This window comes from Vibrio sp. R11-SG3-ISO3-SZ, assembly GCF_059834345.1.
In genome coordinates this window covers 1-19375 of record NZ_JCBDGX010000140.1, presented here as the reverse complement: position 1 = coordinate 19375, position 19375 = coordinate 1, and the positions used below count along the sequence as shown (strand labels likewise).

Sequence of the window (19375 nt, the reverse complement as noted above, 5' to 3'; positions counted from 1 at the left end):
TTAAGATACACCTCATAGCATGACAGGTGAAACTATGACCAAGCGTACCAGACGCACTTTCAGTGCGGAGTTCAAACTCGAAGCAGCGCAACTTGTTCTCGACCAAAACTACACCGTTGTTGAAGCCGCCAAAGCCATGGGGGTGGGTAAATCGACAATGGATAAGTGGGTAAGGCAGCTCAAGCAAGAAAGAAAGGGAGTGGCTCCTCAAGCCTCACCTATGACACCAGAGCAAATTGAGATACGAGAGCTGAAGAAGAAACTTGCTCGCCTTGAAGAGCACAATGAAATATTAAAAAAGGCTACAGCTCTCTTGATGTCGGACTCACTGAACAACTCTCGATAATCGAGAAACTCAGGCAGAGCTTTAGCGTTACCACCTTATGTCATGTGTTCAGTGTCCACCGCAGCAGTTACAAATACTGGCGTTGTCGCCCTAAACATGTTTCTCCAGAGTTGGTGAAACTCAAGAGTCTTATTAAAGAAGTTCATACGGCAAGCAACGGCTCTGCGGGTGCGAGAAGCATTGCCGACATGGTGACGGCTCAAGGTGTAAAACTGACACGTTATCGAGCTTCTAAGATGATGAAATTATTAGGGCTGGTAAGCTGCCAAACACCGAAGCACCGATATCGAAAGGCATCACAAGAACACGTAGAGATCCCAAACCATCTGTCTCGACAATTTGCTGTTACCGCTCCCAACCAAGTCTGGGTCGGTGATGTGACGTATGTCTGGACGGGACAGCGCTGGATGTATGTTGCTGTTGTCATCGACCTGTTCGCGAGAAAGCCAATTGGTTGGGCGATGTCAGTATCGCCTGATAGTACGTTGACAGGTAAGGCACTCTCTATGGCGTTTGAATCTCGAGATAAGCCCAAAGGCGTGATGTTCCACAGCGACCAAGGAAGTCATTACACCAGTCGTTCTTATCGGCAAATGTTGTGGCGTTATCAAATCAAGCAAAGCTTATCCAGGCGAGGTAATTGTTGGGACAATAGCCCGATGGAGCGGTTCTTCAGAAGTCTAAAGATAGAATGGATACCAGTGTCGGGTTATCGGAGTTTTAGCGAAGCAAGACAGCATATAACTCGTTACATCACGGGCTACTACAGCCAACTCAGGCCACATCAATATAATGGTGGCCTAACACCCAATGAGTCAGAGCGACTGTATTGGGAAAACTCTAAAACCGTGGCCAGTTTTAGTTGACCACTACACCCTAAACATGTTTCTCCAGAGTTGGTGAAACTCAAGAGTCTTATTAAAGAAGTTCATACGGCAAGCAACGGCTCTGCGGGTGCGAGAAGCATTGCCGACATGGTGACGGCTCAAGGTGTAAAACTGACACGTTATCGAGCTTCTAAGATGATGAAATTATTAGGGCTGGTAAGCTGCCAAACACCGAAGCACCGATATCGAAAGGCATCACAAGAACACGTAGAGATCCCAAACCATCTGTCTCGACAATTTGCTGTTACCGCTCCCAACCAAGTCTGGGTCGGTGATGTGACGTATGTCTGGACGGGACAGCGCTGGATGTATGTTGCTGTTGTCATCGACCTGTTCGCGAGAAAGCCAATTGGTTGGGCGATGTCAGTATCGCCTGATAGTACGTTGACAGGTAAGGCACTCTCTATGGCGTTTGAATCTCGAGATAAGCCCAAAGGCGTGATGTTCCACAGCGACCAAGGAAGTCATTACACCAGTCGTTCTTATCGGCAAATGTTGTGGCGTTATCAAATCAAGCAAAGCTTATCCAGGCGAGGTAATTGTTGGGACAATAGCCCGATGGAGCGGTTCTTCAGAAGTCTAAAGATAGAATGGATACCAGTGTCGGGTTATCGGAGTTTTAGCGAAGCAAGACAGCATATAACTCGTTACATCACGGGCTACTACAGCCAACTCAGGCCACATCAATATAATGGTGGCCTAACACCCAATGAGTCAGAGCGACTGTATTGGGAAAACTCTAAAACCGTGGCCAGTTTTAGTTGACCACTACAACCCGGTAGATGCATCTGGTACAAGAGAGGTCTCGGAAGTTTCGGCGCGCCTGCCATTGTTGCTGAACAATCCAGCAGTAGCGAAGCATTTTGAAGATGAAGGCTTTGCCTGTTCATTTGTCCAGGGGAAATATGTGCTCGCACCAGCGATGTTTGATCTTTATATGGGAGCGATTGGTGAAGAAGCTATAAAAGCGATTCTCGCTCGTCATGAGTACCAGCTTCAGCCTATGCCTGAGGGTTGTGCGGAATGGTTTGATGGATACCTGGAAGTTGGTGAAAGAATACTGGTGGTGGATGCTAAGCACTGGGATCTAAGCATTGGATGTTTGGTGCACGACAATACTCTGGAAAAATGTCAAAGCAAGCTATCAAAGCTAAGAAAAAACATCCCCGATGCGTTTGGCGATAAACGTATACAGGCGCTGTATATCAACACAATATACGAAGGTGATGGAAGTGTAGTGTCTAGAAGGTTCTCTGTCGATGAAGGGGAGGGCCTGGAGCATGCGAGTTGTTCCGACGCTGATGTAATTGAGGTCCCGGGCATTATTGATAAGAGTACGGGTTCGAGCAATGTACCACCAATGGCACGCTTGCTCGGAATCTTGGAGTCATATAAGGAGACAGAGTGATGAGCCGCAGTTTTACTACCATGATTGACCTAACATTCGATTTCAAAGGTCTTGACAGGAACTATTTGCTGTACAAGGTCTCCTTAGCTAAAACGTCAGAGAAGCAAAACTATTCCGCGCAACTTAGTTTGGTCGATAAAGAAGCTGCTCCTAAAGCACTTATACGTCACTCATACCACCACTGGATACTTGTAGATAAGAAAAATAAGGTTAACTCAACTTCGCCGGACATTTCCTTTGAACAGGTCAGGTTTGAAGACTGCGACGCATTATTGTTGGGACGACTGTTAATTAGAGCCTTGGGTAAGGCTGCATCTGGTGAGTTCTTTTCTGGTTTAGGTGAAACGTATTTGTTCGTTGAACCGGATAAGTTTTATGAACATACCGTATATAAATGTTTGAAATTTGACCTGAGAGAAAGCGTGCGATTTGGCTCTTTGTTTGTAGATATAGACGGGGTGACCTTTTCCCCACTTGAAACAGTTTACAAGCAAAAGCATAAAATAGAGAAAGCACCGAAGTTCGAGTTTGATAACGCTACCGGCATTCTGCGCAGAAATCCAAAGGGTAACCTGATGATTTATAGTCCGGGTAAAAAGAAGTTCACAACTAATGCTATCGACATCACCGGTCAAAAAGCTATCTCACTACAAAAAACGAAAACGGGTGCGATTTATCAATTTGTCGAACTGATGAATCGGTGTTTTGCTGATGTTCTTCGAATAGAGCTCAAGCCTATAGAAGCGGACTGGCGTGAACATTACAAAAAGAAAGATATAGAGAAGATATATCAGAAAATTTATCAGGCAATTGATACAGCTGGTGGAATCCAAGTCATCAATGCTTCAATGAGCAGCAAGGGATATCAAAGGCTTCAAGCAGAGACGTGGCCGGTTATGGTTGAGTTTGTTGAGGCGCAAAATTATGACAAAGCAAAGCCTACATTGGTTGTGCTGGATTCGGCTAAAGAATACGAAGAAGTTGGCCAGGATGATCCTAAGCAGAGCTTCTATTCTGCTGGAACAGTCGTGCAGAGTGTTTACAACTCGACGATCATCTCGCAGCGTGCAAACAAGAATCAAACGGAGCTTCAGCCTTTAATTGATACCTGGGTGAAGGAACTGGCTATTAAACGAGAGTGTGTGCTGGGCCATTTCATGATTCAGGATTTTGTAGAGAACTTTTGGTTTGTTGAGCTCAAGGAAGAGAAGTACCAAGATCCTGTGTACCACATTCTTAAGTGTGAAGGTGGCGAGTTTAAGTACGAAACGCATGACGAGTTTTATTTTGATGAGCTTGGGATTCAGTTACCAGAAAAAAAACGGTGGTTTGAAAAGCTACAGTATGTGATTGATATGTCCAGTGATGAACCTCAGGTGTGCACCATAGTGCACGAAGATATAGCGGTTATTCCTGATGCTGAAAACTTATTCAACGTACTTCGTCACCTGGAAAAGAGTGACCATCAGGGTATGAGTAGAGTGTTCATCGAGGGGTATCTATCTTCTCTTGGCGACTCTGCTGACTCGATTGTAGACAAGCTCAGATTGATGCTGGAAAGGAGCCCTCAAAAGCGGGATTTCTACAAAGAAGATTTAAAGTTGGCCAAGGTCGGCTATCGCTCAAACGCTGAACAAGCACTGATCAATGATTACTTTGAACAAACAGGGATCATGTTCAATTACTCGTTAAAGGGGGAACATAACGAGTACCTGGAAGCCCTCACCGGCCATTTTTATGATGCTGAGCATTCAGCGTACTTTGTGGGTAGCGAGAAAGGTGGTTTTAAGTTTAGCCGTGGTCAGTTCAACCACGTACGCCATCTGGAAGGCCCAGAGTACCTGAAGAGGCGTTGTCTGGAGCTAACCAAGAGCTACTACATTCGCAATAAGCTTGCTACGGTGCGGCCATTTCCATTTAAGTATTTGTCTCAGTGTATAGAGAATTCGACGGAAGCGAGATAATGGTGATCTTTAGTTTTAATATAATTGTCTTTAAAGTCAGGTACATGTTGACATTCTAAGTGTGATTGTATCGAAAGTATGTGTAAGTGGTAGTGTATACTTGATGTGGCTGATACTAAGTGGAAACGAATTGACGAACAGCAAGCCACAGCAAAGCAAAAGTACGGTAGTAGTCAATCTGACATGTATCAAATGCTTGCTTATGGCCAAAATTATTTAGGCGGGGTAAGCGTGGTATATCTGATCTACCCAGCATACGATCACTCTAAAGAGTCTCTACCGCCATTTCGATTTGATGAAAACCTCGCGGTTAAGGTTATCCCTTATGAACTCGTGGATGACGAATGTGAGCTATCGGGTGTTAAGGGTTCTACTGAATGGCGACAATGATTGGAGATGGTACGCCGGATTAAAAGTTTGCTGGATTAATGTGACATAAATCACCAAACCTAACCCATTTCTAAGACTTTATCGCCATATGCAATTGAGCTGTATATCATGATTTCAGAATGATGATCGGCGCCTATTATGTTCCAGACCACCTCTTTTTATGATGCGCACGCAGATGTGCTAGCGAAGCAATACAACTCAGTGTCGTTTGAGTCTGTCCACCAGTCTTGGCGGGCTTATTGGCCGAGTGCGGGCGCGTCTGTGCTTGATGTGGGGGCCGGTTCTGGGCGAGATGCAAAGTGGTGTAGTGCACAAGGGTGTGAGGTGATCGCTGTAGAGCCGAGTGACTTGCTGCGAGATATTGGCAAACACAGCACGGGCCCGAATGTCACTTGGCTGAAAGATTCACTCCCAGGGCTAGGGAACACGCTCACCCTAGGCATGCGTTTTGACCTGATCTTAGTTAGTGCAGTATGGATGCATATACCGAGTAGTAAACGGGAGCGCGCGTTTAGGAAACTCTCATATCTTCTTGCTCCCAATGGCAAGCTTGTGATCAGTTTACGTCATGGTGAGTTCGATGATGGGCGCCACAGCTTTCCCGTTTCGGTGGACGAAATTAAGCGCTACGCAAACGAACGTGCGCTACAAATGGAGTTGGTCACTGATAGCGATGATTCTCTTCAACGCAGCGGTGTGCATTGGCAAACCGTTGTGCTGTCCCTACCCGATGATCGTTCTGGAAGTCTCAACACCGTTCGCCGTATTGTGATCAATGACAGTAAATCGGCCACCTACAAATTGGCTTTGTTGCGCACACTTTTACGCATTGCTGATGCTCATCCCGGCGCAGTGATGGAGAGAGCCGATGGCAAGATAACGCTACCAGCCGGCTTAGTCGCGCTCTACTGGGTCAGGCAGTTTAAGCGACTCATTGATGTCGATATCCAAGGCATGGGGATTCAACAAAACTCCAATAGTAGTAAAGGTCTGGGTTTTGTAAAAGAAGATGGGTGGCACCAACTCAACCATCTAGCGGCGGATGATTTTGCCATTGGTGCGCTCTTTATGGGTGATGACGCCAAAGCCATCCAAAAGCTCTTCTCTCACACACTGGCGACCATCAAATCAGGTCCCGTAACCTTTATTTATCAAGGCAGTAAAGACAATCGCTTGTTTGAGTTATGCTCACCGTCCTCTCGTCGCAAGCGTCAAGACTCAGTGGTATTGGATGGCGCGTTTTTCGCAAGTTACGGTGAGTTTGTGCTTGATGAAAGTTTGTGGGAGTGTTTTCGCTTGTATCACTCATGGATTGAGCCTTTAGTCGTCAATCAATGGGTCAAAGAGATGCAGCGATTCGAGTTAAATCGCCAGCGTGATATAGCGCTACATACCTACCATAATTGTTTGGTCTGGATTGATGCTGCGCATGACACGCGTGATGTACGACAAAGAGTTGAGGAGCTCAAAGGTCAAGGGACGGAGATTGTCAGTGTGTGGAGCGGTAAGCCGCTCGCAGATGCGTATCACGTTGATCATTGCTTGCCTTTTGCGTACTGGCCAAACAATGATAAGTGGAACTTATTGCCGACGACATCAGCGGAAAACCTGAAAAAGAGTGACCGACTGCCAACAGTTAAACGCCTGTATGACTCGAGAGTGCGAATCCTAGATTGGTGGAATGTTGCGTGGGGAAATGATGCACATCGCCAGCGCCGTTTTTTCACTGAAGCCGCATTATCGCTGCCCAATTTACCCGCCGCGTGTACCGACTTTGAGGCGGTATTTGAAGCGATGGGGCTTCAAGTGAGAGGGGTCAAAAGCCGCTTACTTGTCTCTGAGTGGTAACCACCATGACTTACACCGGAATTGATGGCTGCAAAGCAGGCTGGTTGGCTTGGGTAGTGACAGAAAATGCACGGCCTAAAATCGTGATTGAAGAAAGTTTGGACGCGCTGGCGGCGCAGATTGGGGGCACTGGAGTGTGGCTGGTGGATATGCCAATCGGTTTTAGCACCCCAGATCAGCCAGATAGGTTATGTGATAAGGCCGCGAGGGCGTTGCTCAAAGGGCGCCGTGCGTCGGTGTTTTCCGTGCCTTGTCGTGAGGCGGTCTACAGTGAGAGTTACGAGCGCGCCAGCGAGCAAAATGTGGCGCGGTTGGGCAAAAAGTTCTCGAAACAAACCTGGGGCATTGTCCCTAAAATGCGTGAATTGGATGCCTTTGTCCGATCTCGGCACAGTGCGTCACTGTCTGTACGTGAAGCGCATCCTGAGCTGGCCTTTGCGGGGCTATCTGGTCAACCGATGGCGTGGAATAAAAAGTGTATTGAGGGGCATCAAGAGCGGTTAGCGCTGCTAAATCACATAGCCCCAGATTGGATGGCGGTGCTCAATTCAGCGCTGGCGAGCGTACCGCGTAAAGTGGCGGAGAAAGATGACATTCTCGATGCGTTTGTTCTGATGTGTATTGCGATGCGACCAGAAGAGTGGGTGAGCGTACCAAACCCTGCCAGCGATTTAGAATCTGGCTTGCCGCGTGAGATTGTCTATCTACCGAGCGCCGATGTGAGCTGAGTACCCGTTTCACATCGGCGTCATCCGTTTAACGCCAGTTTACTGCGCTTTTTGAGTGTTGGATGGCTTGTTTGGACGGTTACCTGAACGGTTTGGCTTTCTTGCACCGTTGCCGCTTTTTCCCGCGGGTTTACCACCACGGTTTTCACCGTTCGCCGATTTTGGGCCGAAGTGACGCTTGTTTTTGCTGGCCGGTTTGTGGCCACGTGCGTTGTCTGCTGAGCGTTGTCCGTCGGTGTGTTCCGTTTTCGGTTTCTTCGGCTTTTTTGGTTTCTTTGGCTTAATCGGGCGTGTGTCGAGTTTCGATTCTGGCAGCACGTTGACTGGCGCATAGCCTTCTAAGGCAAGGCGTGGCAACAGCTGTTGAATCAATCGCTCGATGGCAAATAGCTCGCTCGCTTCTGCCGCTTCCACCAAAGAGATCGCACGGCCCACTTCGCCAGCTCGACCTGTACGGCCAATTCGGTGAACATAATCTTCGGCCACATGCGGCAGTTCAAAGTTAACCACTTGAGGCAGCTGTGGGATGTCGATGCCGCGCGCCGCAATGTCGGTGGCCACTAGGACGCGAACGTCGCCAGATTTAAAATCCGCTAGTGCTTTGGTGCGCGCACTTTGACTTTTATTACCGTGAATTGGCGCTGCGGTGATCCCTTGGTCATTGAGGTAATACGCTAAGCGGTTAGCACCGTGTTTGGTGCGGCAGAACACCAGAACTTGTTTCCAGTCGCCATCTTGAATCAGTTTGACCAACATCGGCGCTTTCTTGCGCTTGTCGGCCGGGTAGATGCACTGCTCGATGGTGGTTGCGGTCGAGTTAGCAGGCGCGACAGACACTTCAACAGGGTTGTTCACTAAGCCTTTTGCTAAGTCACGAATCTCCGCTGAGAACGTCGCTGAGAAGAGCAGGTTCTGGCGTTTTTCTGGTAGCAGCGCCAAAATCTTGCGGATATCGCGAATAAAGCCCATATCCAGCATGCGGTCTGCTTCATCGAGAACCAGTACTTCCAGTTGATCAAATTTCACCGTATTCTGTTGGTAAAGATCGAGCAAGCGACCCGGCGTGGCGACCAATACGTCCAACCCTTTGCGCAGCTTCATCATCTGCGGGTTGATCTTGACGCCGCCAAATACCACACCCGAAGTCAGGCGTTGGTAACGGCTGTACTTGAAGACGTTTTCTTGCACTTGCGCCGCCAACTCACGAGTCGGTGTAAGGACGAGCGCACGAATGTGATTGCCTTTGACGCGCGTGCCGTTATCGAGGCGCTCTAGAATTGGCAGTGTAAAGCCTGCGGTTTTACCTGTGCCTGTCTGCGCTGCGGCCATGACATCTTGACCAGCAAGCACCGCTGGAATGGCTTGTTGCTGGATTGGTGATGGCTCACGGTAGCCTTGTTCATCAATGGCTTTAAGCAGCGGAGCAGAAAGACCTAAATCGGTAAAACCCATACGTTGTTCTCTGTTGTGATGTAACCACGCCCCAGCGTGTATGCGGGGGGCGAAAAAGTGGGCCATTCTGCGCCCTTTGTCGCTGAACATCAATAAAATTATTGAGACAAAGGGTACAAAGGCCTGGCATCAAGGAGGGCAGTGTAAGACGGCGGATGCGGCCGTGGCTGATTTGAGCGTGACTTATTTTAGCGTGATCGCGTCTTTGTTTTGTTGCGTGAGTAAGTGCATGACAAGCGCCAAGAGCAAGCCGGTACCCGCGCCAAAGAGGTGCGCATCAATGGCGACAGGTGCTTCAATCAGAGCGCTGGTGGATTCTGGCGCGCCCATGCTTTGCTCCCAAGCAATTTTTGCCAGCAAGCCAAGCACTAGCAGCCCGCTACTTTTTCGCCTTGGTAAATGGGTCTTGCTTGGTAAGTATTCACGTAAGGCGAAGTAGCCAAACAGTCCATGTAAAACGCCAGAGAGGCCAACATAGCCTTGCATCGTCGTCGTCAAGTTAAGTAAACCGACGCCAAGGCTACAGAGAAACAGGGCTAAAATAAGATCAAAGGGGCGAGGGCGGAATAGATAGCAAATCACCCATAGACCCGCGAGGTTCATCACAAGGTGGGCAAGGTTGGTATGGGTAAAGTTTCCTGTTACGATCCGCCACCACTGACCTTGTTGGATATCGATCTGGTGCCAAGCGCTCCAAGTCGCGGCGGGTTCAGTTTGTAACACGGCACACACAAGGCTAATGAGCCCCAATAGGATAATTAAGCGGAAATGACGTTTCGGTACTGTACTCAATGTGGGAAATCACTCAAAGCGTGTCTATGCCAATGGATAGTGCCGCTATCCTCTCATGTGGAACTCATCATACTCCAACATAAAGCGGAAACCCACCGACCAATGGGCACCGCGCGCATCTTGACGCTCTCGCTCTCCAACAGTCGCTGTTACGTCGGGGAAGATTTCAGTGAGCATGAGGCGCTCAACGCCTTGCTTAGCGAGCCCAACGTCGAGCATTGGGTGCTGTTTCCCGGTGAAGGTGCGCAGAGCTATGAGCAAGTGAGAACGCGCCTCCAGCAAGCTGAGCCTAAGGTGCGTCTGCGCGTGATTCTATTGGATGGCACATGGAAGAAAGCCTATAAAATGTGGCAACTCTCAACCAACTTACACGCTTTGCCTAAAGTGGCGCTCCCCACAGATCTGGTGGGCAACTATCGCATTCGTAAATCGCCCAGTGCCAACAGTTTATCGACGGTGGAGGCAGGCTATCACATCTTGCGTCTGCTTGAGCCTCGGCAGGATTTTACCCCACTTATTACCGCGTTTGAGAAGATGATCGATTTCCAGATTGCGCAAATGCCGCCAGGCGTGTTCGAGAAAAACTACCAAGGCTAAAGGTTGCCCCGCAGCAAAGGTTGGCAAAGTCTTCTATCTCGGTATATGCTTAACGCAATCGTTTTCACCGTAAAGCCATCATTGGCGCTGCGGTGCTTCGTATAATCCCACTGATACGGTGTGGGAGTCTCTACCTGGAGCCGTAAATTCCAGATTACGAAGAGATAAGTGCAAGTCGCTTTTCTCTTTGTATGTCTGAAATTCGTCAAGGGAAAAGCGTTTGTTGTGAAAGTGTCATTAAGAGGCGACAAACGTGAATCATACTGCTTTTATTCAAAACCTACCTAAAGTTGAACTCCACCTGCACATTGAAGGCACCTTAGAGCCCGAGATGATGTTTGAGCTGGCCAAGCGCAATCAGATAGATCTGCCCTTTGCGACGCCTGAGGCGGTCAAGCAAGCGTACCAGTTTACCAATCTTCAATCGTTTTTAGACATCTACTACCAAGGCGCCAATGTGCTGATTGAAGAGCAAGATTTCTACGATTTGACGTGGGCTTACTTGCTGCGCTGTGAGCAAGATAATGTGCTGCACACTGAGATCTTTTTTGACCCGCAAACGCACACCGCGAGGGGTATTGCCTTCTCTACCGTGATCAACGGCATCACGCGCGCTTTGGATGATGGCCAGCAAAAGCTCGGCATCACTAGCCAAGTGATCATGTGCTTTCTTCGTCATTTGGATGAAGAGAGCGCGATGGACACGCTTGAAGAAGCGATGCCGTTTAAAGAGAAGATCGTTGGCGTAGGACTCGATTCCTCAGAACTTGGCCACCCGCCAGAAAAGTTTGAACGCTTGTTTGCCAAGGCGCGTGAGGCGGGCTTTTTGACCGTGGCACACGCGGGCGAAGAGGGGCCTGTGGCTAACATCACCAACAGTTTAGATAAGCTGCATGTGGCGCGAATCGATCATGGAGTGCGTTGCAGTGACGATCCAAGCTTAGTCGCTTCGCTTGCACAATGGCGCGTGCCGTTGACGGTCTGCCCGCTATCAAACATCAAGTTAAAGGTCTTTGATGAGATGGCGCAGCACAACATTGTGGACCTATTGCGCCAAGGGCTTTGTGTAACGATCAACTCTGACGATCCCAGTTACTTTGGCGGTTACATGAGCGATAACTTTCTTGCGGTTGCCGCCAGCCACGCACTAAGCCGCGATGAACTGGCCATGTTCACTCGCAATGCGATTGAAGCTAGTTTCATTTCACAGCAAGAAAAAGCGCGCCTGAATGCCCAGCTTAGTGCCTATATGGAAGCTGGGCAGCCATAGCGTAGCTAATCGCGTTAATGTGACGAAAACAGCTGTTGGTGCAGGCGCTGAGCGTGGCCATCGGTCATTGAGGAGATGTAGTCGGCTATCACGCGATAGCCGTCTTTGCTCTGTGTCCACTGTTGGCGAACTTCGATCGGCAGCAATCGCTCTGGATCGGCGCTCAGCGCTTCAAAGACATCCATAATGATCTGCTGGCCTTTATATTCGACCACCTGAACGTGGGGCACTTGAATCACATAGTCGCTGACAAAACGTTTGAGAATATCCAGTGCTAGCGCCATTTGTGGCTCTAAATAGGCATTGAAAGCCAATAAGTCACAATCGAATGGCGCATCCACCGGCTTGATAGAGACGCTGGTCAGCAGGGCGTTGACCATACCGCCAATGGCATCTTTGCGCTGAAAGTGCGTGCCGGCAAACAGCATTTCAGTGATGGAGTCGATGTGCTGCTCAAACCAACTCTCACCGCATTCCGACAACTGGCTCGCCGCGCCCTCGATCCATTGATGACGGGTGACCAGACCAAGCACTATGGCGTCTTCCAGATCGTGTACGCCGTAGGCAATATCATCGGCCAGTTCCATAATGGAGCAGTCGAGCGACTTAAAGCGCGTTTTGTGGTGCCCTTGCCCGCTTGGTGCTTCACGCATCTCGCTAAAGCGCGTTTTGTCCGCTTGAGAGAGCGGCTGCAGCATCCAATCAAAGGTGACTTGGTCACAATCGTAATACCCTTTCGCAGGCGACCACTCTTTGGCTTTTAATCGCCGTTGATGAGAGACCGGCGGTGGCGTGTCGGCGGAGCAAGTTTGGCTAAGCGGCGCTGGGTATTTCATCAACCCAAGCAGAGTGCGCCGCGCGAGGTTCATACCAAAATGCTCGGTGTAGGGTTCGAGCTGGGTAACAATACGAAAAGTTTGCGCGTTGCCTTCAAAGCCGCCGTGGTCGCGCATCATATAGTTTAGGGCGACCTCGCCGCCGTGCCCATAAGGCGGGTGGCCAATATCGTGCGCCAAACATAACGAATCAATTAAGCTATCGCTAGGCAGTAGGTCACGAAACTCGGGCTGCTTCTTTTTGATTTGCGCGACAATACCTGTGCCGAGCTGAGCGGCTTCAAGCGAATGAGTGAGACGGGTGCGGTGAAAATCATCAAAGCTGGTGCCATGCACTTGGGTCTTGGCCTGCAAACGACGAAACGCCGCAGAGTGGAGGATTCTTGCTCGATCGCGCTGGTATGGGCTGCGATGATCGTCACGGCGAATTTTATGTTCATCGTCGTGGCGCATCAGCCACGCCGGGTCCAAGTTGAAATCCATCAGCACATCACCTTTCGAACGTTACGTGTTTAAACCTCGAGTATGCCTAGCTTACGATGGATTGCCAATCTGCTTTATCAAATCCTCAATAGACAGAGGTTTAGCATAGAAATACCCCTGACCTAAATTGCAGTCGTACTCGATCAACTGCTGGCTTTGCTCTTGCGTTTCTATCCCTTCGGCGACGACTTTCATCTTATGCGCTTTGCCGATGGCGATGATCGCTTTGACCAGCGCATCACTCTGTTTGTTGACCAGCATTTTATCGACGAAGCTGCGGTCAATCTTGATCTCGTTAATCGGTAGATTGCAGAGGTAACTCAGAGACGAGAACCCAGTACCAAAGTCATCCAACGAGACTGCAAAACCGCTCTCTCTGACTTGATTAAGGATTGGGGTGACCATTTCTAAGTCATCAATCAGGACGTTCTCGGTAATTTCAACCGTGATGCGGCTGCGGTCGATCTGCTGTTCATCAATAATACGAGTGAGCTGTTCGAGGAAGTTTTTCGCCATCAATTGGCTCGGCGAAATGTTAATGGAAAGACCCAGCGCATCCTGCCCATTGGGGAAGTGCGCAATGATGTGCTGACACGCATGGCGAATGACAAACTCGCCAATTTGATGTATAAGACCGATCTCTTCTGCTTTACGTATCAGCTCAATCGGTGACACATGCCCAAGCTCAGGGTTATGCCAACGCAGAAGCGCCTCTACCGATTCAAACTGGCCAGATTGCAGGTTGATCTGCGGTTGGAACACCATATAGAGCTCATTATTCCTGATGGCATTTCTCAGCTCTTTTTCTAAAGTCAGCTCGTACTGGACACGCTTGTTAATTGACTCATCAAAGAACAATACGCGCCCTTTTCGGCGGGCTTTTGAGGTATAGAGCGCTGTGTCGGCGCGAGTGATAAGCTCTTCCGGATTTAAGCCATCTTGCGGATAGATAGCGACACCGATACTACAACTGGTGGAGATCACTTTGCCATCCACCACCATTTCTTGTTTAAAAATATCGCGGATTTGATGGGCGATCTCTTCGGCATCGAGCACTGAGCCCAGTTGTGGGAAGCAGAACACAAATTCATCGCCGCCAAAGCGTGCCACCAGTGAGTGATCATTGAGCATTTCGGTAAACTGATGGCCGACATAGGTCAGCAGTTTATCACCCACAGAATGACCAAAGGCGTCGTTGACCTTTTTAAAGTCATCAATGTCGACAAACATGATCGCCGTGTGCGGTGTTTCTTGATTGGCATTGCGAATCGCCTCTTGAATAAACTCAATCAAGAAGGTGCGGTTGGGCAACTCGGTTAAACTGTCGTGCAGGGCTTGATGTTGCAGCTCACTTTTGGCCTCTTGCAACTGGGTAAAGTCACGAGAAATCTGCTTTTGCATGATGCGATAACGTAGCCCAACACGTTTACCGACCACCCAAGAGAGCAAACCTAAAATGCCACAGACCAGAATGCTCGCCAGCAAGACCTGATTGAGCTCTCGCTGATTGCTCTGTGTGATCTGTTGCTCGCGATCTATGAGAAATTTTTCGACGGGCTTGAGGTAAACGCCTGTCCCGACGATCCAATCCCAGTCTGGCAAGTAGGTGACATAGCTGAGCTTGTAGGAATCTTCGCTACCGAGCGGCGTTTGGCTTGAGTGGTAACGGACAAAGCCACTGCCTTGGTGGGCGGTATCGACAATGGCTTGAATGTACTGAAAGCCGGTTTTATCGGTAGCGTCTAAGCGTTCAACACCGAGCAGCGCTTTGTTGGGGTGAGAGAGCATCGCCCCTTTGCTGTCCATGATGAAAATGTAGTCGTTGTTGCCGTAGCGATAATCTGAGATGCGTTCAATCAAACGTTGTTTGATATCTTGCTCGACATCCACCACGTACTCACCGGTACCAATAAACCAATCGTAGGGCTCAAACAGCGCCACATAGCCAATTTTGTCGAACTTTTGATCCAAAGCGTTGGGCTTGTTCCAGTGCCAGCGGTGGTAGACACGCTGTTGATTGCTGACCATTCGGGAGAGGTCTCGAGTGAGGTACGAACCATTGACATCTTGAAGATCCCACATGTCCGTTCCTTCTAACTGGGGAAGAATCGGATGCATGACATTGGTACCATCGAGCTGATAGACAAAGAAATACCCGCGCCCTTGATTGAATCGAATGGGCCTGAGCGCTTCGGTGATCGCCTTTTTGATGGTCTCTTCGGGTTGGCCTTCATACTGGCGATATAAGTTTTGTGCAATGGCGAGGGCTTCTTCAACGCGCTGTTTAATGTCTCGGCGAAGCAGATCTTCGGTGCGTTTTTTCTCAAACTCAATCTGATCGACAATATTGGTCACGCGATTTTGGATGCTTTTGCGCTGTGTGGTGTAGAAGTTGTCGCGCAGGGAGTTGACGTCTTTTTCGAGCGCAAAGCGATTTTCGTTGACGATTAAGGCCACAATGACAATCGCAAATGTGACCATTAAGGTAAGCGGCACATACTGAATGAACATCAGCAGTTTTTTATCATTAGAGATACCGTCCTGCACTACACACCTCGCCTTAGGGCTTTTTGATTAAGTGTAGACAGAAAGTACTAGCTTGCCAGTTAGCTTATCTCATCGAGAGAGAGCTCAAAACTCGGCGCGAAGGTGTTGAGGAAGTACTCCATTTCGGGGGTATGGCGCTCTTTTAGCGTCACATCAAGGCGCTTTTTGGCCAAGGCGTATTCATGGTTGCCCGCACTGAGTTCTTCCAAACATTTGAGATAGGCACAGATGGTGTCGGCTTGCTTAACGATGGCAGCATCGTCACTGTGCGCTTGATGAGAAACTAAGTAAGGCGCGAAGTCTTCTTGGAACTCTTCCGGCAGCATGGAGAGCAACTTCTTCTCGGCCGCCGCTTCGATTTTTTTGTACTCTTTGGCGATCTCAGGATTGTAGTACTTCACCGGAGTGGGTAAATCGCCCGTCAGTACTTCACTGGTGTCGTGATACATGCCGAGCAGCGCGACACGTTCTGCGTTGACTTGGCCGCCAAACTTCTTGTTTTTGATAAGCGCCAGCGCGTGGGCGACAAAGGCGACTTGCAAACTGTGCTCGGAGATGTTTTCAGTCGACACAGAGCGCATGAGGGGCCAGCGCTGAATGAGTTTCATACGGGCCAAATGGGCAAAAAAGTGGCTTTCTTGGGGCTGATTGGATGACATTTCTCTACCTCCTAGAAATGAAAAAAGGACACGAGGTCGTGTCCTTAGCATAAGAAAATTCGGCGGCGATTACTATTGCCGAATCGCTGATTACACCATGTCGCCGAGACGCGTTACTGGCTGTACCCGGAGAGGAATTTCTCAAAGCGGCCAATGGCCAGTTCCAAGTCTTCAACATGGGGCAATGTCACGATGCGGAAGTGATCCGGTTTGGGCCAGTTGAAGCCAGTGCCTTGTACCAGTAGCACCTTCTCTTGGATCAGAAAATCCAACACCATTTTTTGGTCATCTTTGATCTTGTACATCTTGGTATCAATTTTAGGGAACAGGTACATCGCCCCCTTAGGTTTGACACAAGAGACGCCAGGGATTTGGTTGATCAGCTCCCAAGCGCGGTCGCGCTGCTCCAGCAATCGACCACCCGGTAAGATCAACTCATTGATACTTTGATAGCCACCGAGCGCGGTTTGAATTGCATGCTGCATAGGCACGTTGGCACACAAACGCATCGACGCCAGCATGTCCAGGCCGTTGATGTAGCCCTGCGCCAGGTGTTTTGGCCCGGTCATAAACATCCAGCCGCCACGGAAACCACACACACGGTAGGCTTTAGAGAGACCATTGAAGGTCATCACCAGCACATCTTCAGTCAAGGTCGCAACTGAGGTGTGCGTCGCACCATCGTAGAGCACTTTGTCGTAAATCTCATCGGCGAAAATGATCAACTTGTGTTGGCGCGCAATTTCAATCACTTCCAATAGGAAATCACGGCTGTAGACCGCGCCGGTTGGGTTGTTTGGGTTGATCAAAACAATCCCGCGGGTTTTGGGCGTGATTTTCTTCTTGATGTCATCCAGATCGGGGTACCAATCGGCTTGCTCATCACACAGATAGTGCACCGCTTTACCACCTGACAGTGCGACTGACGCTGTCCATAGTGGGTAGTCCGGTGCTGGCACTAGCATCTCTTCGCCGTTGTTGAGTAGCGCTTGCATCGCCATCACGATCAGTTCCGACACGCCGTTACCGATGTAGACGTCTTCCACATCAAGCGAGCGAATACCTTTACGTTGGTAATGTTGCACGACCGCTTTACGGGCCGAGTAAATGCCTTTGGAATCGCAATAACCTTGTGATGTTGGGAGGTTACGAATCACATCGACCAAGATTTCGTCAGGCGCGTCGAAGCCAAATGGGGCGGGGTTGCCGATATTGAGCTTTAGTATTTTGTGTCCTTCTTCCTCCATGCGCTTAGCATGTTTCAGTACAGGACCCCTAATGTCATAGCAGACATTGTCGAGTTTTGACGACATCCCGATATTTTGCATTGGCAGCAACCTAAAAATAATTGAATTTCTTTATTAAAGTAACTCAATTCAACGTTATTTAGAATAAAAATCTGAATGATTGCGGCTATTTAGTGAGCTTGTAGCACGCGTATTATCACAGGAATTCGCAAAACATTGCTTGCATCCTTGATTTGAGTAGGGTCAATAAATAGAGTAGCGGTATAAAATTGAATAATGATCTCTTTGCATACGAGGCTGATTTGTCCCATTTCCATCAAGCAGTCACTGAACTGATAGAACGCGTCAAGCAAGCAGAAGATGGCACCGCCCGTCTGGTTCAAGCTCTTGAAGACAAACCAGAATGTTCAATGATCGATTGGCTGGATGCTCAGCCGCTTTTCCCTAAATTTTACTGGCAATCCCGCGATACTCGTGAAGAGGTGGTGGCGCTCGGTCAGTTGCATACTTTCGTTGACCCGGCTCCCGCTTACGCAATTTTATCGGCAGATCAGCGCGTATGGGGAGGGCGAGCGTTTGATGGTGACGATGAAAAAAATCGCCGTTGCATGCCGTCGTTTTTCTTCTTACCTCAAGTGGAGTTGATTCGTCTTGATGATCAATGGTCTTTGGCGGTCAACCTCAGCCCAGACAAATCGCGCACCTTGATGGCGCTAAACAAATTGCGTTGCGAGGTGGCCAAGCTTAAGCCTTTAAGTGCCAACGTTCAGAGCATGACCCATAGCCCAGAGCAGCCGCAGTGGCATGATTTGGTCGACAAAGTGTTGCACGGTATCGATAACGATCAGTTTAAAAAAGTGGTGCTCGCAAGGCGCACCGATGTGGCGCTAGACCACGCGATCAGCGCTGCGCAACTGCTTAAATCCAGCCACGAGCAAAATCACCATAGCTTCCATTTTATGTTGGCGCTAGACAGCAAACACAGCTTCGTAGGGTCAACGCCAGAGCGGCTCTATGCCCGCCAAGATAATGAGCTGCACACCGAAGCCTTAGCTGGCACGATTGGTCGTGGGCAAAGTGCGACGCAAGATATGGCGCTCGCCAATTGGCTAGCCAATGACAGCAAGAATCTCAACGAAAACCAGTACGTGGTGGATGACATAGTGCAAAGCCTCGCGCCGTTTTCTTCCCATGTTGAGGTGGAGCAAGAGGCGCGTTTGGTTCGGCTAAGAAAAGTGCAGCACCTTAAGCGCACCATTCACGCCACGCTGCACTCGGGGATTAACGGTGTGCAGTTGCTTGGCGCTTTGCAGCCAACGGCGGCGGTCGCCGGTTTGCCGCGTCAGGCGTCGATCGATTTTATTCGCCAAAACGAGCCGTTTGCGCGCGGTTGGTACGCAGGTTCTATGGGCTTTATTAGCCATCAACGCGCCGAGTTTTGCGTGGCGATCCGCAGCGCTTTGGTCTTGGGGGAGACAGTACAGCTCTTTGCCGGGGCAGGGATTGTGCCCGGCTCTGTGGCTGAGCATGAGTGGCAGGAGCTGGACAAAAAAATGTCGACGCTACTGTCACTGTTTGGCCATCAATCACCGCCTTTTTGTCAACGCTCATCATTAGGAGTGGCTTCGTAAATGCCCCCACAAACCCATACACAAGCGGTGACAAATCGTCTTTGGTCGCGTGTTTTACTGGAAGAATTATCTCGATTTGGCGTGCGTCACGTCTGTGTCGCGCCTGGCTCGCGTTCAACGCCGTTGACCCTAGAAGCCCATGCCAATGCGCATTTTACCCTGCACACCCATTTTGATGAGCGAGGTTTAGGCTTTCTCGCTTTAGGGCTGGCCAAAGCCAGTCAACAACCGGTCGCTATTGTCGTCACCTCTGGGACGGCGGTGGCCAATCTTGTGCCTGCGGTTGCTGA

At 49.4% G+C, this 19375-nt stretch carries 16 protein-coding genes, 1 pseudogene and 1 riboswitch; of the genes and pseudogenes, 11 read left to right on the top strand and 6 right to left on the bottom strand.

The window, feature by feature from the left end:
- Positions 1-34 precede the first annotated feature (34 nt).
- From AC6R1O_RS16290 to AC6R1O_RS16260, 7 genes and pseudogenes are all read left to right on the top strand, one after another.
- A protein-coding gene (locus tag AC6R1O_RS16290) for an IS3 family transposase (RefSeq protein ID WP_500657373.1) occupies positions 35-1212 on the top strand; the annotation gives its coding sequence in 2 pieces (ribosomal slippage) (positions 35-302 and positions 302-1212; 1179 coding nt in all).
- 39 nt (positions 1213-1251) lie between these two features.
- Positions 1252-1998 (top strand): annotated as a pseudogene (locus AC6R1O_RS16285) (IS3 family transposase); the annotation flags it as partial.
- Complete coding sequence (locus tag AC6R1O_RS16280; RefSeq protein ID WP_500657415.1) at positions 1943-2641, top strand: hypothetical protein; 699 nt, start codon at positions 1943-1945, stop codon at positions 2639-2641. The pseudogene AC6R1O_RS16285 and the gene AC6R1O_RS16280, both read left to right, overlap by 56 nt.
- A complete protein-coding gene (locus AC6R1O_RS16275) occupies positions 2641-4605 on the top strand; it encodes a hypothetical protein (RefSeq protein WP_500634107.1) in 1965 nt (654 codons plus the stop codon). The genes AC6R1O_RS16280 and AC6R1O_RS16275 overlap by 1 nt, the downstream gene beginning before the upstream one ends.
- Positions 4606-4710: 105 nt before the next feature.
- Positions 4711-4995, top strand: coding sequence for a 5-methylcytosine restriction system specificity protein McrC (locus tag AC6R1O_RS16270; protein ID WP_500634106.1), 285 nt, complete (start codon positions 4711-4713; stop codon positions 4993-4995).
- 138 nt (positions 4996-5133) lie between these two features.
- A complete protein-coding gene (locus AC6R1O_RS16265; protein ID WP_500657414.1) occupies positions 5134-6843 on the top strand; it encodes a class I SAM-dependent methyltransferase in 1710 nt (569 codons plus the stop codon).
- 5 nt (positions 6844-6848) lie between these two features.
- Positions 6849-7571 (top strand): DUF429 domain-containing protein, encoded by a 723-nt coding sequence (locus tag AC6R1O_RS16260; protein ID WP_500657413.1) that lies wholly within the window; start codon positions 6849-6851, stop codon positions 7569-7571.
- Positions 7572-7610: 39 nt separating this feature from the next.
- Here the strand turns inward: AC6R1O_RS16260 and AC6R1O_RS16255 are convergent, their stop codons facing one another.
- Positions 7611-9023, bottom strand: a complete 1413-nt coding sequence (locus tag AC6R1O_RS16255) for a DEAD/DEAH box helicase (protein ID WP_500657412.1) — start codon at positions 9021-9023, stop codon at positions 7611-7613.
- 183 nt (positions 9024-9206) lie between these two features.
- A complete protein-coding gene (gene rrtA / locus AC6R1O_RS16250) occupies positions 9207-9815 on the bottom strand; it encodes a rhombosortase (RefSeq protein ID WP_500657411.1) in 609 nt (202 codons plus the stop codon).
- Here rrtA and AC6R1O_RS16245 point away from each other — a divergent pair.
- Positions 9792-10412: a tRNA-uridine aminocarboxypropyltransferase gene (locus AC6R1O_RS16245; RefSeq protein ID WP_500634101.1), complete on the top strand. Its 621-nt coding sequence runs from the start codon at positions 9792-9794 to the stop codon at positions 10410-10412. The two genes, rrtA and AC6R1O_RS16245, sit on opposite strands and share 24 nt — an antisense overlap.
- Positions 10413-10489: 77 nt before the next feature.
- Positions 10490-10589, top strand: a riboswitch (purine riboswitch).
- 76 nt (positions 10590-10665) lie between these two features.
- Positions 10666-11682 carry an adenosine deaminase gene (locus AC6R1O_RS16240; RefSeq protein WP_500657410.1) on the top strand — a complete coding sequence of 339 codons (1017 nt, stop codon included), beginning with the start codon at positions 10666-10668 and terminating at the stop codon, positions 11680-11682.
- 14 nt (positions 11683-11696) lie between these two features.
- Here AC6R1O_RS16240 and AC6R1O_RS16235 read toward each other — a convergent pair whose 3' ends face one another.
- The 4 genes from AC6R1O_RS16235 to AC6R1O_RS16220 form a co-directional block, all read right to left on the bottom strand.
- Complete coding sequence (locus AC6R1O_RS16235; RefSeq protein ID WP_500657409.1) at positions 11697-13001, bottom strand: anti-phage deoxyguanosine triphosphatase; 1305 nt, start codon at positions 12999-13001, stop codon at positions 11697-11699.
- A 51-nt stretch (positions 13002-13052) separates the two neighbouring features.
- Positions 13053-15548, bottom strand: a complete 2496-nt coding sequence (locus AC6R1O_RS16230; protein WP_500657408.1) for a bifunctional diguanylate cyclase/phosphodiesterase — start codon at positions 15546-15548, stop codon at positions 13053-13055.
- 59 nt (positions 15549-15607) lie between these two features.
- Positions 15608-16207, bottom strand: a complete 600-nt coding sequence (yfbR, locus tag AC6R1O_RS16225; RefSeq protein WP_334550923.1) for a 5'-deoxynucleotidase — start codon at positions 16205-16207, stop codon at positions 15608-15610.
- A 113-nt stretch (positions 16208-16320) separates the two neighbouring features.
- The gene (locus AC6R1O_RS16220; RefSeq protein ID WP_500631687.1) at positions 16321-17535 is read right to left on the bottom strand and encodes a pyridoxal phosphate-dependent aminotransferase; all 1215 of its coding nucleotides are present in this window, start codon (positions 17533-17535) and stop codon (positions 16321-16323) included.
- A gap of 221 nt (positions 17536-17756) precedes the next feature.
- On the opposite strand from AC6R1O_RS16220, the gene AC6R1O_RS16215 reads away from it, so the two are divergent.
- Together AC6R1O_RS16215 and AC6R1O_RS16210 are read left to right on the top strand one after the other, a co-directional pair.
- Positions 17757-19085, top strand: a complete 1329-nt coding sequence (locus AC6R1O_RS16215) for an isochorismate synthase (protein WP_500657407.1) — start codon at positions 17757-17759, stop codon at positions 19083-19085.
- Positions 19086-19375, top strand: a 290-nt coding sequence (locus AC6R1O_RS16210; protein WP_500657406.1) for a thiamine pyrophosphate-binding protein, incomplete at its 3' end; no start/stop codon positions are given.